This window comes from Rhizobium sp. J15 (assembly GCF_002531825.1).
GTDB lineage: Bacteria > Pseudomonadota > Alphaproteobacteria > Rhizobiales > Rhizobiaceae > Rhizobium.
Window position 1 is genome coordinate 43,172 of the sequence record NZ_NWSX01000023.1, and the last position, 13,582, is coordinate 56,753.

The following is a 13,582-nucleotide window of genomic DNA, read 5'->3' on the forward strand; positions in this document are numbered from 1 at the left end:
TCCTGTGACAGGCACAGGAATGAGGAGGAGAGATGGGCGCTCCACCTCGAGTCGATGAGACTTCCGGCATGCTATAAATGCAACGGTGACAAACATTCCGCTTCACATTATGCCGGTCACTCCGATCAACGGCGATCCCTCGCCATGCGCCTTTTCCATTTCAGCGATGATCCCGATATCGTGGTCTTCGAACCGCGCCCGGTTCGCGTGCCCTCCGAACGCCCGACCGGTCAGGAATGGCTGAACGGTCCGCTCGTCTGGGCGATCGATGGCGATCACGATTTCATGTATCTCTTCCCGCGCGATTGCCCGCGCATCCTGATCTGGGCGACGCCCGAGACCACGGAGGCGGAGCGGCAATACTGGCTCGGCGACTGGCGGGCCGCGGCTTTCATTGAGCGCCATTGGCTGGAAAGGCTCGTGGCGGAAACGATCCATCGCTATGAGCTGCCAGTCGCAGATTTCGAGGATTTGGGTGATGCGGGCATGTGGGTCTCTCGCGGACGTGTCATTCCCATGGAGAGGACTGTTATCTCAAGACTCGATCAGGAGTTCGAGCCGCGTGGGGTGGAGCTTCGGGTGGTCGACAGCCTGCGACCGCTGAAGAGCCTGTGGAATACGAGCGTGCATGTCAGCGGTATTCGGCTGCGCAATGCGCGGGAGTGGGATTAGGGCGGGTAGACGGCGAGTTGTCGCGCTTTCTGCTGGCACTGAAGACAACATTCGCCATTACCCGGTCAACGACGGTAGTAGCGTTCCTTGCACGCGAAGTGTCACGCGAGCGCTCACCTCAACCTCCCTCATCCCTGTGACGAGCACAGGGATGAGGGCGGAGAGGTGGGCACTCTTGTCGATGGTGGGCCATCCGGCACGCTATGCGCTGCATCGGTGCGCGCGACTGGCAGTAGGTCGAGCAATGCATTCTTCTCGATTAGGCATATTCACCCTCCCTTTTCATCCGGCGATTTTGCTCTAAAAACAATGCAGATTTCTGGCCAGATTCTCTGGAGCGAGGTTCCATGTCCACCGAAGGTTCCGCCGTCGATACGTTGACGATCGAAGAGGCTGCCGCCGAGCTCGAGCGGCTGGCGAAGGAGATCGCGCATCATGATGCGCTCTATCACGGCAAGGACCGGCCGGAGATTTCGGATGCGGATTACGACGCGCTGAAGCGCCGCAACGATACGCTGGAAGCGCGTTTCCCCGAGCTGATCCGGGAGGACAGCCCGTCGCGGCGTGTGGGGGCGGCGCCTTCCGTCACCTTCTCGCCCGTCGTCCATGCGCGGCCGATGCTGTCGCTCGACAATACGTTTTCGCAGGAGGACGTGCAGGATTTCGTCGCCAGCGTCTATCGCTTCCTCGGCCGGCTGCCGGACCAGTCGATCGCCTTTACCGCCGAGCCGAAGATCGACGGCCTGTCGATGTCGATCCGCTACGAGAACGGGAGGCTGGTGACGGCCGCCACGCGCGGCGATGGCACGACGGGGGAGAATGTCACCGCCAACATCAGGACCATCGCCGAGATCCCGAACCAGTTGCCGAAGGGCGTTCCGGCGGTCGTCGAGGTCCGCGGCGAGGTCTATATGGCCAAGAGCGACTTCCTGGCGCTGAACCGGCAGATGGAGGCGGAGGGCAAGCAGACCTATGTCAATCCGCGCAATACGGCCGCCGGATCGCTGCGCCAGCTCGACGCCAAGGTGACGGCGAGCCGCAAGCTGAAATTCTTCGCCTATGCCTGGGGCGAGATGTCGGAAATGCCGGAAGATACGCAATTCGGCATGGTGCAGACCTTCAAGGAATGGGGCTTCCCCGTGAATCCGCTGATGAAGCGGCTGAATTCAGTGGCCGACATCCTGGCGCATTACGACGAGATCGGCCTCGAACGTCCGGATCTCGATTACGACATCGACGGCGTCGTCTACAAGGTCGACAGCCTCGAATTGCAGCAGCGCCTCGGCTTCCGCTCGCGCAGCCCGCGCTGGGCGACGGCGCACAAATTCCCGGCCGAGCAGGCCTTCACCGAGGTCGAGAAGATCGAGATCCAGGTCGGCCGCACGGGGGCGCTGACGCCGGTGGCGCGGCTGAAGCCGATCACGGTCGGCGGCGTCGTCGTCACCAATGCGACACTGCATAACGAGGATTACATCAAGGGCATCGGCAATAGCGGCGAGCGTATCCGGCCTGAGGAGCACGATATCCGTGAGGGCGATACGGTCATCGTCCAGCGCGCCGGCGACGTCATTCCACAGATCCTCGATGTGGTGATGGAGAAGCGGCTGGCCGAGGCAAAACCCTACGAATTCCCGAAGACATGCCCGGTTTGCGGTTCGCATGCCGTGCGCGAGGTCAACGAGAAGACGGGCAAGATGGATTCGGTGCGCCGCTGCACCGGCGGCTTCATCTGCCGGGCGCAGGCAACGGAGCATCTGAAGCATTTCGTCTCGCGCAACGCCTTCGATATCGAGGGGCTCGGCTCCAAGCAGATCGATTTCTTCTTCGAAAACGAGGACCCGTCGCTGCAGATCCGTACGGCGCCGGAAATCTTCACGCTGGAGAAGCGCCAGCAATCGTCGCTCACCAAGCTGGAGAATATCGACGGCTTCGGCAAGGTCAGCGTCGGCAAGCTCTATACGGCGATCAACGAAAGGCGGAGCATTGCGCTTCACCGTTTCATCTATGCGCTCGGCATCCGCCATGTCGGCGAAACCACGGCGAAGCTGCTGGCGCGCTCCTACGGCACCTATGAGGCCTTTGCGACCGCGATGAAGGAGGCCGCGCCGCTTTCCGGCGAAGCCTGGACCGATCTCAACGCCATCGAGGGCATCGGCGAGGTCGTGGCGCGCGCCATGGTCGAATTCTACAAGGAGCCGCGCAATATCGAGGTGATCGGCCGCCTGCTTGAGGAGGTGACGCCCGCGGAGGCCGAACAGCTGGTCACATCGGGCAGCCCCGTCGCCGGCAAGACGGTGGTCTTCACCGGCTCGCTCGAAAAATTCACCCGCGATGAGGCGAAGGCGAGGGCCGAAAGCCTCGGCGCGAAGGTGGCGGGATCGGTCTCCAAGAAGACTGACTTTGTCGTCGCCGGCCCCGGCGCCGGCTCCAAGCTCGACAAGGCGCGCGAACTCGGCGTTCAGACGATGGACGAGGACGAGTGGCTGGCGCTGATCGGTGGGTGAGTGATGCTTGATTTGTTCCCATATTGGGAATATTCTCACCCATGCAAGTGATCGCGAAGTCGACATTACGCTTGTTCTGGGAGTTGCACCCGCAGGCCAAAGTGCCTCTCGGCGTCTGGCATGCTCTTGTCAGTAAGGCGGAATGGGCGGGACCGGCGGATATCAAGAGAACGTTCGGTGCCAATGTTGATTTCGTCGGCGACAACAGGGTGATTTTCGACATCGGCGGCAACAAGTATCGCCTTATCGTTCACGTGGCCTATGCCTACCGACGCGTGCTGGTCAAGTTCGTTGGTACGCATTCCGAGTACGACAGGATCGATCCGGAGACAGTGTAATGGACATAAGACCGATTAGGAGCGATGGCGATCTGCAATGGGCGCTTGGCGAAGTTGCGTCGTATTTCGACAATCCGCCGCCGCAAGGCTCGGCAGCTGCGGACAGGTTCGATGTGCTTTCCGATCTCATAGAAGCCTATGAAAACCGACACTTCCCCGCCGTTGAACTGGAGCCGGTCGATTTCCTGCATGCCTTCATGGAAATGACCGGCCGCAGCCAGACGGATCTCGGCGAGATCCTGGGTTCGCGCTCCCGCGCCTCGGAAATCCTGCACCGCAAGCGCGCCCTGACGGTCGATATGATTTTCAAGCTTACCGAGGCATGGGGCGTTCCCGCCGAATGTCTCGTCAAGCCTTATCGTCTGGCCGTCGCTTAGGCCCTCAACCGCGCCATCGTGTATGCGTCGACATATCGTCCGGCGCGATAGGCGAATGACCGCAACAGCCCCTCTTTCTCGAAACCGAACTTCTCGTAAAGCCGGATGGCGGCGTCGTTGTCGGTGTATACGGTCAATTCCAGCCGCTTGACGTCGAGCCAGTCGTCGGCGGCCTCGACCATGGCGCCGAGCAGGATGCGGCCGAAGCCGCGGCCGGTGAAATCGTCGTGCACGCCCATGCCGATGCTGGCGACGTGCTGCCGCCGGCCGCCGAGGCGGTTGAGGCCGCAATTGCCGACGATCCTGCCATCGAGCGTGACGACGAGGTTGAGCGCGCCCGGCGACGGGTTTTCCATGTTCTTTCGAACCTCTTCGACCCGCTGGTACGGCGGCCGCAGGGTGCCGGCGCGATAGCCCGGCAAATTGATGAGATCGGTGATCTCCTCGGCGTCGGAAAGACGCACGGCGCGCACGACGACGCCATTCGGCAGGCGCGCTCGGTCGCGGGGTTCATTCTCTTCGTTTTCAGACATGGGGTGGCCTCCTTGGGTTTCAGGGGAGGAGAGCCGGCTTTTTCGAAAACCCTGCTCGCCTCGGCAGGGTTCTCGGGATGATCGAACGGCTAGTGACGCACCATCGCTCCCGCGTACCCTGGAAGGGTCGTGGCGATATGATGCATGGTCGATGTCACAGAGTTGATCATGCGTGGAAGTTTCCCCATTTGCGTGCAGATGTCAACAGGCCGGAATTTGCCTTCGCACGCGGCTATGATTATTCCGGTAGGGGCAGACGATTCGGATATTGCCCTTGAAGACCATCGCCATCGATTTCGAGACAGCCAACGAGCAGCGCGGCAGCGCCTGCTCGGTCGGACTCGCATGGATCGAGGAGGGCAGGGTGACGCGCGTCGAGGAGCGGCTCATTCGCCCCAGGGACATGCGTTTTTCCGGGATGAACATCGCGATCCACGGTATCCGCCCGGAGCATGTCGAGGATGCGCCGGAGTTTCCCGAGGTGATGGACGAGTTCTACGATGATTTCAGGGGTGCGACGATGATCGCGCATAATGCCGCCTTCGATTTCAGCGTCTGGCGGGCAAGCCTCGATCTCTACCGGCAATCCTATCCTGAACTGATCTATCTCTGCAGCCTGAAGATGGCGCAGCGGATCTGGCCGCATTTCCTCTCGCACCGGCTGAACCTGATCGCCGATCATCTCGGCCTGCGCTTCATGCATCACAATGCCGCGGAGGATGCGGCGGTCTGCGCGGCCGCGGCGATCGAGATGGCGAAGGCGGTCAAGGCGAAAGCCGTGGAAGCGATCCCGGCGCTGATCGGCATGACGCCGGGGCGGCTGACGGCGCGCGGCTATGCGCCCTGCACCTGCCGGAAGGCCTGAGCGGTTTCTTGCAAAGCAGGGGCGCGTGCTTATCTAGAAAGCGCCGATCAAGCGATAGAGCGCCTTTGGCGCGTCCCGTCGGACGCGCGGCGCTCCAGGGAGCCGCCATGTCCAAGCCGCGCAATCTTTTCCTTGCTGCCCTCTCTCTTTTCGCGCTTTCAGCGGGCGCCGTCTCCGCCGAGGTCGTCGGCAAGGTCGGGGTCGACTGGATCGGCAACGACATTATCGTCGAGGCGGTCTCCGATCCCGAGGTCAAGGGCGTCACCTGCCACGTCACCTATTTCGACCGCAGCCTGATCGACCGGTTCAAGAACGGCAACTGGTTCGAGGATCCCTCCAACAATTCCATCGCCTGCCGGCAGACGGGACCGATTGAGGTCGGCAATATCGACCTCTCCAAGGATGGCAGCGAGGTGTTCCGCCAGGGCATGTCGCTGATCTGGAAGACGCTGGTCGTCAACCGCATCTATGACAAGGCGAACGACACCCTGATCTATCTCGCCCATTCCAGGGAACTGACGGATGGCTCGGCGAAGATGTCGATTTCGACGATACCCTTGTATGGGCAGAACGTGATCTGGAAGAATGGGAAGCCGTAGGGCCAAGGCACGCTGGATACGCGGCTTCTCCTGATGAAGACCCCGCCCCAAACCCCTCCCCACAAGGGGGAGGGGCTTAACGTGCCGCGCCGACTTTCCAGATATTCGACGTCTCGGAAGGAGCGAGGCGGAGCCCTCGGGGTTAGTCCCTCCCCCTTGTGGGGAGGGGTTTTACGTAAAGTTGGAAACAATGACCGTCGCGCGCTCCTACACCGAACCAAAAAGGCCCGGACGAGCCGGGCCTTCGCATTCCGTTCGGCGATAAAGATCAAGCCGCCTGCGACAGCTCGTCGGCAATGACCGTATCGAGGTTGAGGAAGCAGACCATGGTCTTTTCCAGCGCCACGATGCCGCGGCAGAAGGCGCGCTGGGCTTCCGGGATGATTTCCGGCGGCGGCTGCAGGTCTTCGCTCTTGATGGTCATCATGTCGGACACCTGCTCGACCAGCAGGCCGACCAGCTTGCCGGCGATGTCGGTGACGATGATCGCCGAGCGCTCGGAGGGCTCGGTCATCTTCATGCCGAGGCGGCAGGCCATGTCGATGACCGGGATGACGGCGCCGCGCAGGTTGATGAGGCCCAGCACGTAAGGCGGGGTATGTGGCATCGGCGTCACCGGCGCCCAGCCGCGGATTTCGCGGATGGCCATGATGTCGATGCAGAATTCCTGGTCGCCCAGGTGGAACGAGACGATTTCGAGATAGGCGCCCGACTGCTTGATAGCACTGTTGTTCATGATCAGAATTCTTCCCAGTTGTCCCCGGCGGGAGAAGCGATGGCTTTGGCGGCGGTGCCGCCGTTGAATGCGCCCGCGACTTTGCCGATCAGGCTGCGTGCGGGAGAAGGTCTCGAATGCGAGGCGGCGGTTGCCTCTCGCGGCGTTTGCCGGGCGCTCATGCCCTCGCCGGTCTTGAATTGCTTCACCAGCTGCGTCAGGTTTTCCGCGTCGATGGCGAGCGTATGGCTTGCGGCGTTCGTCTCTTCCACCATGGCCGCGTTCTTCTGCGTGACCTGATCCATCTGGCTGATGGATGTATTGATTTCGTTCAATCCGACTGATTGTTCGCGCGCAGAGGTTACGATTGATTTAACGTGTTCGTCGATGCGCAGAACATCTTCGCCGATCTGGCGCAGCGCTTCGCCGGCGGCCGTCACCAATTCGCTGCCGATCTTTACCTCATCGCCGGATTTTCCGATCAAGGCCTTGATATCCTTGGCAGCACCGGCGGCGCGGCCGGCGAGTTCGCGCACTTCCTGGGCGACGACGGCGAAGCCCTTGCCGGCTTCGCCGGCGCGGGCGGCCTCGACGCCGGCGTTGAGCGCCAGGAGGTTCGTCTGGAAGGCGATCTCGTCGATGACGTTGATGATCTTGCCGATCTCTCGGGACGCGCCTTCGATTCGCTGCATGGCGGCCATCGCATCGCCGACGACGACGTCGGACTTGGCGGTATTCTCGCGGGTGTGGCTGACCATGTGGCCGACTTCCTCGGCCCGGTTGGTGGCGTTGCGGACGGTGGCGGTGATCTGGTCGAGGGCGGCGGACGTTTCTTCGAGCGAGGCGGCCTGCTGCTCGGTGCGCTTGGCGAGATCGTCGGCGGCGGCGCGCATCTGGCGGCTGTTGGCCTCGATCGAGCTGCTGTTGACGGCAATGTCGCTCATCGCCTTGCGCAGTGTCGCGGTCGTCTGGTTGAAGTCGAGGCGCAGGCGTTCCAGCTCTTCGCGGAAAGGCTGGTCGATCGTCACGGTCACGTCGCCTGCCGACAGGCGAGTGAGGCCGGCGCCGAGAGCCGTGACGGCGGCGTTGAGCGCTTCGGCATCGGCGAGCTTGGCGGCTTCACGCGCCCGATGCTCGGCGTCGCTGCGCTGCCTGTCGTTCTGGCTCTGCGCTTCGAGGTCGCGCTTCTCGATCGCGGCAAGGCGGAAGGCGTCGGCGGCGCGGGCCATGTCGCCGATCTCGTCGCCGCGGGCCTTTTCCGCAACGGCGCTGGTGAGGTCGCCGCTCATGATGCGCTGCATGCTTTCGCTCACGGCCGCGATGCCGCGGCGGATCGATCCGCCATGGATATATTGCAGGGCGCCCATGGTGAGGATGGCGAGGAGGCCGAGGCCGATCTGCAGGAAGAGGGCGCGTTGCGATATGGCATTGGCGGTCTGGACATGCTGACGGGCGAATGCGGTGCCATCGGCGGCAAGCTTGTCGAGCGTTTTCGTCAGTTCCTCGCCGGCGCCGTCGATCGTGTCGTCGATCTTGTCGAATTCCGCGTCGGACGCTCCCTGCTGGACCATGACGACGAGATCGGTCTGGATCGCCTTGCCCATCTCTGCGACGTCGGTATCGTAGTTCTTCAGCAGGGCGCCGGCATTTATCTCGTCGGCCAGCAGACGTATGTCTTTCGAGCCGTTGGAAAGTGCAGCCAGAGAATCGGCGATCAGCTTGATGCGCTCCGGCGCGACCGCTTTGTCATCCTTGTCGACGATGATGTCCATGGCGGCCAGCACCATCGTCAGGTTGGCAAGCCGCATGTCGTTGATACGGTCGACGCTCGCCTGGATCTCGCTGGCGCGGCGCAGACCGGCGTCGATGCGCGTGTTTTCGTACCAGCCGACGCCGAGCATCGTTCCGAAACCGATAAGGGCGGCGCCGCCGAGCGTCCAGAGCCGCTGGCTGACCGACAGGCTCTTGCGCACTGCTGAATTCGTCATGAAAAGACCCTCCACAAACCGCGCGGGTTTATGCTTTTACCCTCATGCGGACGTCCGGGGTTTTCGCCACTCGGCAGACTTCATGTCAGAACGGCACGGCGGCCGACGCACTGCTAAATATAGATATGGCCGCTTAAGTCTTTCCTAACGATATGCATCTTCGGCTTGCTCGTTCGGTCCTCGGGCAAGCCATTAAAAACATGAGGCTTTTCGACCTGGAGTAATGGCGGTGAGAAGCTTTTCCGGCAGGGAAGGTCTCACGCGCTGAGACAATTAATCACGGGTCAGAAAACGCATTCTTGAATTGCGTGCATCCGGTCGAGACTATAATCACGCAAAACGCGCAAGCGCGTCGCGATCTTTCAGATTCGCTCCTCGCGCTTTGTTTTACGCATGTCGTGATCGCAAAACCGCTGTACATTTTTGCGCGACATGCTTGGGGGTGGGCGGCGCATATCCGCCCGGATCGAGGTTCATGCCAATGAAGACATTCCGCATCGTCATCTGGGTCGCCGTGGTGGTCCTCGCCGGGGCTCTCGGCTTTTTGACGCTTTATCCCATGAAATCGCGGGACGCCGTGTCGGAGGCAGCCTTCGGCGTGCCATTCACCCTGGTCTCCCAGAGCGGTCAGCCGATCACCGAGCAGGCGCTGCGCGGCAAGCCGACGGCGCTGTTCTTCGGCTTCACCCATTGCCCCGAAGTCTGCCCGACGACCCTCTTCGAGCTGGACGGCTGGATGCAGACGGTCGATCCGGACGGCACCAAGCTTCAGGCCTATTTCGTCACGGTCGATCCCGAGCGCGACACGCCGGAGATCATGAACGAGTACGTCTCCAACGTGTCGAAGCGCATCACCGGCATTTCAGGCCCGCCGGACAAGATCGCCGAGGTCATCAAGGGTTATCGCGTCTACGCCAAGAAGGTGCCGGTCGACGAGAAGGATCCGAACGGCGACTATACGATGGATCACACCGCCTCGGTCTTTCTGCTCGATTCGGCCGGGCGTTTTTCCGGAACGATCGCCTATGGCGAAAATCCGGACACGGCGATAAAGAAGCTTGAGAATCTCGTCCGCAAGGGGTGATCGGGCGCTGGCCCGACCGGCGGCGGGCAAGAGAAACGGGAAAGACCGCCAATCGTGAGTGAAATCCGCCTTTACGTGTCCACGACCGAGAGCGAGGCCGAACGGATCCTCGACCTTTTGACAGAAGTCTTCGGCGAAGAAGATTTCGCCATCGGCACCACCGAGATCGACGAGAAGAAGGATATCTGGGAGGCCTCGGTCTATATGATGGCCGAGGACGAGGCGGATGTGCGCTCGCGCACCGAGGCGGCGTTGAAGATCGCCTTTCCCGATGCCCGGCTGCAGCGCGAGGTCATCCCGGATGTCGACTGGGTGGTGAAATCGCTGGAAGGGTTGAAGCCCGTCCGAGCAGGGCGCTTCCTGGTGCACGGATCGCATGACCGCGACAAGGTCCGCTCCGGCGACATCGCTATCGAGATCGATGCCGGCCAGGCCTTCGGCACCGGCCATCACGGCACGACGGCCGGCTGCCTCGAGGTCATCGACAGCGTGGTGCGCTCGCGCCGCGTCCGTAATGCGCTCGATCTCGGCACCGGCAGCGGCGTGCTGGCGATTGCGGTGCGCAAGCTGAAGAACATTCCGGTGCTCGCGACCGACATCGATCCGGTTGCGACCCGCGTTGCCGCCGAAAACGTCCGCCGCAACGGCATCGCCTCGGGCATCGTCACCAGAACCGCGCCAGGCTTTCACTCGACCGCTTTTTCAGAGCACGGTCCTTTCGACCTGATCATCGCCAATATCCTCGCCCGGCCGCTGATCCGCATGGCGCCGCAACTCGCCGCGCATCTCGCGCCCGGCGGTTCGGTAGTCCTTTCGGGGATACTGGCGGCACAGCGATGGAAGGTGATTGCCGCCTATAGCGGCGCGAAACTCCGGCATGTCAGGACGATCTGGCGGAACGGCTGGGTGACGATCCATTTGGATCGGCTTTGACGTTCCCTCTTCTCCCCAGCGGGGAGAAGGTGGCCCGAAGGGTCGGATGACGGGGCCACACGGCACGCCCTCGCTTGCCTTCGCTTACGCTCAGCGCACTCGCAGTTCCACTGCTCGCCCCCTCATCTGCCTGCCGGCATCTTCTCCCCGCTGGGGAGAAGCGGACTCGTGGCAGCGCCTTACTTAAGCATCTTCCAGAAGCAACAAAAAAGGCGGTGCCTATGGCACCGCCTTGGACCGGTCTATCCGGTCAATGCCCGCGAGCTCGAAGGAGGAGGAGTGCTCGAGCGGGCGTCTACTGCATTCCAATAGGCCGGTCCGGGAGGGAGGAGACGGACGGGCTTTCAGGCTCAGAACGCGTAGCTGGGGGCGCCCTGGTGGCGCGTGACACGCTGGCCGGCGCCGAGCAGCTTGAGGCTGTCTTCGCTCTGCGGGCGGCGGGCGCCGATGACGTGACGCACGGTCTGGCGTTCGCCAGCCTGTACCGGGCTGCTGTATGCGAAGCGCGAGAGAGAGGCGGTCATTTCAAAAAATCCTTTTTTTGCTGGTTCGTCCGAACCGTTCGATGGCGTCTATATAGCTATTCTGAAAAGCGGAGGCAGAGGGTTTCGCTCATGGGAGCCATGCGGCCAATGCATAAAGCGTGCCAAATTAACTTTTGCCGTCACAGTTCTGTCAAAATGCTGAGCGGGCTCAACGGTTTCGACTCGTTTCGTCGCTTTTTCTCCCCATCGATTGAAATTTCGCTAACATGGCGGCCATCCCATTAACCGGATTCGTCTCAACCATTCGGGTTTTCAGCATGTTTCAGTCTTTCGACGTCACCTCCACGCCGCATTTCGGCAGGGATCGGGTATCGGCGCTGCGCGCTACTTTCGATTCGCTCGGCATCGACGCCTTCCTCGTGCCGCGTGCCGATGAATTCAACGGCGAATATGTTCCGGCATGCTCGGAGCGGCTGGCATGGCTGACCGGCTTCACCGGTTCGGCGGGCGTCGCGCTCATCCTGCGCGCGCAGGCGATCGTCTTCGTCGACGGGCGCTATGTCACCCAGCTTGCCGAACAGGTCGACGGTTCGGTCTTTTCCGGCGGCGATCTCGTCAACGAGCCGCCGCATGTCTGGCTTGCCGCGAACGGCGCCAAGGGTCTGAGACTCGGCATCGATCCCTGGCTGCATTCCGGCGCCGAGGTTCGCCGTCTGGAAAAGGCGCTTGCGGAGATCGGCGGAACACTCATCTTTTTGCCGCACAACCCGCTCGACAGGCTCTGGAGTGACCGGCCGGCCGAGCCGCTCGGCGCCGTCACCATCCAGAATGTCGCCCAGGCCGGCGTGCTGGCGAGCGACAAGATCGCGACGATCGCCGCAGGGCTTTCGAAGAAGAACCTCGCGGCGGTGCTGATTGCCGATCCCTCGTCGGTCGCCTGGGCCTTCAACATTCGCGGCGCCGATGTGCCGCACACGCCGCATCCGCTGGCGCGCGCCATCATTCATGCCGACGGGCGCGCCGAACTCTTCCTCGACAAGCGCAAGACCGGCATCGAGCCGGAAGCCTATCTCGGGCAGATCGCGGCGCAGCTGCCGCCCTCGGCGCTGGAGGAGAGGCTGGCTGCCGTTTCCAAAGATGGCGGCCGCGTGCTGATCGACCCTGACATCGCTTCCTATGCGCTGGCCGAGATCATCCGCAAGGCGGGCGGCGAGGCGGTCGAAGGGGCCGATCCCGCCAAGCTGCCGCGCGCGGTGAAGAACGACGTCGAGATCAACGGCTCGGCCGCCGCGCATCTGCAGGACGGGGCGGCGATGGTGGAATTCCTCTACTGGCTGTCGCAGGAAAAGCCCGGCACGGTGAGCGAGATCGCCGCCGCCGAGCGGCTCGAAGCGGCGCGCGCCCGCGTCGGCCAGAGCATGCAGAACCCGCTGAAGGACATTTCCTTCGATACGATTTCGGGCGCCGGCGAACATGCGGCGATCATGCATTACCGCGTGACGACCGAGACCAACCGGATGATAGAGGCCGGTGAACTCTTCCTGATCGATTCCGGCGCGCAATATATAAACGGCACCACCGACATCACCCGCACGGTCGGCATCGGCGCGGTCTCGGAGGAACATCGCCGCTTCTTCACGCTGGTGCTGAAGGGCATGATCGAGATCAGCACGGCGCGTTTTCCGAAAGGCACGCGCGGCTGCGACCTCGATCCGCTGGCTCGCATCGCACTGTGGCGGGCAGGGGCCGATTTCGCCCACGGCACAGGCCATGGCGTCGGCTCCTATCTCTCGGTGCATGAGGGGCCGCAGCGCATTTCCAGGCTTTCGACGCAGGAATTGCTGCCCGGCATGATCCTTTCGAACGAACCGGGTTATTACCGGCCCGGCAGCTTCGGCATCCGCATCGAAAACCTGATCTATGTGCGCGGCGCCGAGGAGATCGAGGGCGGCGACATGGCCATGCTCGGCTTCGAGACGCTGACCTTCTGCCCGATCGACCGCAGCCTCGTCATCCCCGAGCTTCTGACCCATGACCAGCTGCATTGGTTCAACGATTATCACCGCCGCACGCGCGAGGCGCTGATGCCGCTGATCCACGATCGCGACGTCAGGGCATGGCTCGAAAACGCGACCCTGCCCCTGGAATATTAGGATAATGGCGCCGTAGCGCCGGCGTTAGATGCCGGCGCTATGGCGCCAGAGCATCACGGCGATCCAGGCGGCGACCAGCATCCATGTATGGCTGAAACGCAGGCCGACGAAGAGGGCGATGGCGAGCGCCAGCTTCGAATCCCAGCCGCCGATGAAGAAGGCAGGCGCGACCAGCGTCGTCAGAACGGCGGCCGGCACGGCATTCAGCGCCGCCTCCATGCGCGGCGGGATGCTTTTCATCCGGGTGATGAGGATGTAGCCGCCGATGCGGGTGGCGAAGGTCGCGGCCGCGGCGGCGAGGATGACGAGCGCCATGTGAAGATCGAATTCCATGGC

14 protein-coding genes are annotated in these 13,582 nt (G+C 62.4%); 9 read left to right on the forward strand and 5 right to left on the reverse strand.

Annotated elements, in window-relative coordinates:
• The first annotated feature begins 144 nt into the window (after window positions 1-144).
• The 4 genes from CO670_RS19690 to CO670_RS19705 all read left to right on the forward strand — a co-directional run bounded on the left by CO670_RS19690 (window position 145) and on the right by CO670_RS19705 (window position 3,891).
• A complete protein-coding gene (locus CO670_RS19690; RefSeq protein WP_097591798.1) occupies window positions 145-672 on the forward strand; it encodes a DUF6886 family protein in 528 nt (175 codons plus the stop codon).
• Window positions 673-1,019: 347 nt separating this feature from the next.
• Window positions 1,020-3,176 carry an NAD-dependent DNA ligase LigA gene (gene ligA, locus CO670_RS19695; RefSeq protein ID WP_097591799.1) on the forward strand — a complete coding sequence of 719 codons (2,157 nt, stop codon included), beginning with the start codon at window positions 1,020-1,022 and terminating at the stop codon, window positions 3,174-3,176.
• A 41-nt stretch (window positions 3,177-3,217) separates the two neighbouring features.
• Window positions 3,218-3,514 (forward strand): type II toxin-antitoxin system HigB family toxin, encoded by a 297-nt coding sequence (locus CO670_RS19700; RefSeq protein ID WP_097591800.1) that lies wholly within the window; start codon window positions 3,218-3,220, stop codon window positions 3,512-3,514.
• The gene (locus CO670_RS19705; protein ID WP_097591801.1) at window positions 3,514-3,891 is read left to right on the forward strand and encodes an XRE family transcriptional regulator; all 378 of its coding nucleotides are present in this window, start codon (window positions 3,514-3,516) and stop codon (window positions 3,889-3,891) included. The genes CO670_RS19700 and CO670_RS19705 overlap by 1 nt, the downstream gene beginning before the upstream one ends.
• Here CO670_RS19705 and CO670_RS19710 read toward each other — a convergent pair.
• Window positions 3,888-4,424 carry a GNAT family N-acetyltransferase gene (locus CO670_RS19710; protein WP_097591802.1) on the reverse strand — a complete coding sequence of 179 codons (537 nt, stop codon included), beginning with the start codon at window positions 4,422-4,424 and terminating at the stop codon, window positions 3,888-3,890. The genes CO670_RS19705 and CO670_RS19710 overlap by 4 nt on opposite strands.
• A 274-nt stretch (window positions 4,425-4,698) precedes the next feature.
• Between CO670_RS19710 and CO670_RS19715 the strand changes: the two genes are divergently transcribed.
• Entirely contained in the window at window positions 4,699-5,289 is a 591-nt protein-coding gene (locus tag CO670_RS19715) for a 3'-5' exonuclease (RefSeq protein WP_097591803.1), read from the forward strand.
• 107 nt (window positions 5,290-5,396) lie between these two features.
• Complete coding sequence (locus CO670_RS19720) at window positions 5,397-5,888, forward strand: CreA family protein (RefSeq protein WP_097591804.1); 492 nt, start codon at window positions 5,397-5,399, stop codon at window positions 5,886-5,888.
• A 268-nt stretch (window positions 5,889-6,156) separates the two neighbouring features.
• Here the strand turns inward: CO670_RS19720 and CO670_RS19725 are convergent, their stop codons facing one another.
• Both CO670_RS19725 and CO670_RS19730 read right to left on the reverse strand, forming a co-directional pair.
• Complete coding sequence (locus CO670_RS19725) at window positions 6,157-6,624, reverse strand: chemotaxis protein CheW (protein ID WP_088673253.1); 468 nt, start codon at window positions 6,622-6,624, stop codon at window positions 6,157-6,159.
• Between the two features lie 2 nt (window positions 6,625-6,626).
• Entirely contained in the window at window positions 6,627-8,591 is a 1,965-nt protein-coding gene (locus tag CO670_RS19730) for a methyl-accepting chemotaxis protein (RefSeq protein WP_097591805.1), read from the reverse strand.
• Window positions 8,592-9,072: 481 nt separating this feature from the next.
• Here CO670_RS19730 and CO670_RS19735 point away from each other — a divergent pair, with 481 nt between their 5' ends.
• The gene (locus CO670_RS19735) at window positions 9,073-9,675 is read left to right on the forward strand and encodes an SCO family protein (protein WP_097591806.1); all 603 of its coding nucleotides are present in this window, start codon (window positions 9,073-9,075) and stop codon (window positions 9,673-9,675) included.
• A gap of 54 nt (window positions 9,676-9,729) precedes the next feature.
• Window positions 9,730-10,608 carry a 50S ribosomal protein L11 methyltransferase gene (locus tag CO670_RS19740; protein WP_097591807.1) on the forward strand — a complete coding sequence of 293 codons (879 nt, stop codon included), beginning with the start codon at window positions 9,730-9,732 and terminating at the stop codon, window positions 10,606-10,608.
• Between the two features lie 350 nt (window positions 10,609-10,958).
• Here CO670_RS19740 and CO670_RS33040 read toward each other — a convergent pair whose 3' ends face one another.
• On the reverse strand, window positions 10,959-11,132 hold the full coding sequence (locus tag CO670_RS33040; protein WP_010031974.1) for a hypothetical protein: 174 nt from the start codon (window positions 11,130-11,132) through the stop codon (window positions 10,959-10,961).
• Between the two features lie 278 nt (window positions 11,133-11,410).
• Here CO670_RS33040 and CO670_RS19745 point away from each other — a divergent pair, with 278 nt between their 5' ends.
• Window positions 11,411-13,246, forward strand: coding sequence for an aminopeptidase P family protein (locus CO670_RS19745; protein ID WP_097591833.1), 1,836 nt, complete (start codon window positions 11,411-11,413; stop codon window positions 13,244-13,246).
• Between the two features lie 24 nt (window positions 13,247-13,270).
• Here the strand turns inward: CO670_RS19745 and CO670_RS19750 are convergent, their stop codons facing one another.
• The gene (locus CO670_RS19750) at window positions 13,271-13,579 is read right to left on the reverse strand and encodes an AzlD family protein (RefSeq protein ID WP_097591808.1); all 309 of its coding nucleotides are present in this window, start codon (window positions 13,577-13,579) and stop codon (window positions 13,271-13,273) included.
• Window positions 13,580-13,582: the final 3 nt, after the last annotated feature.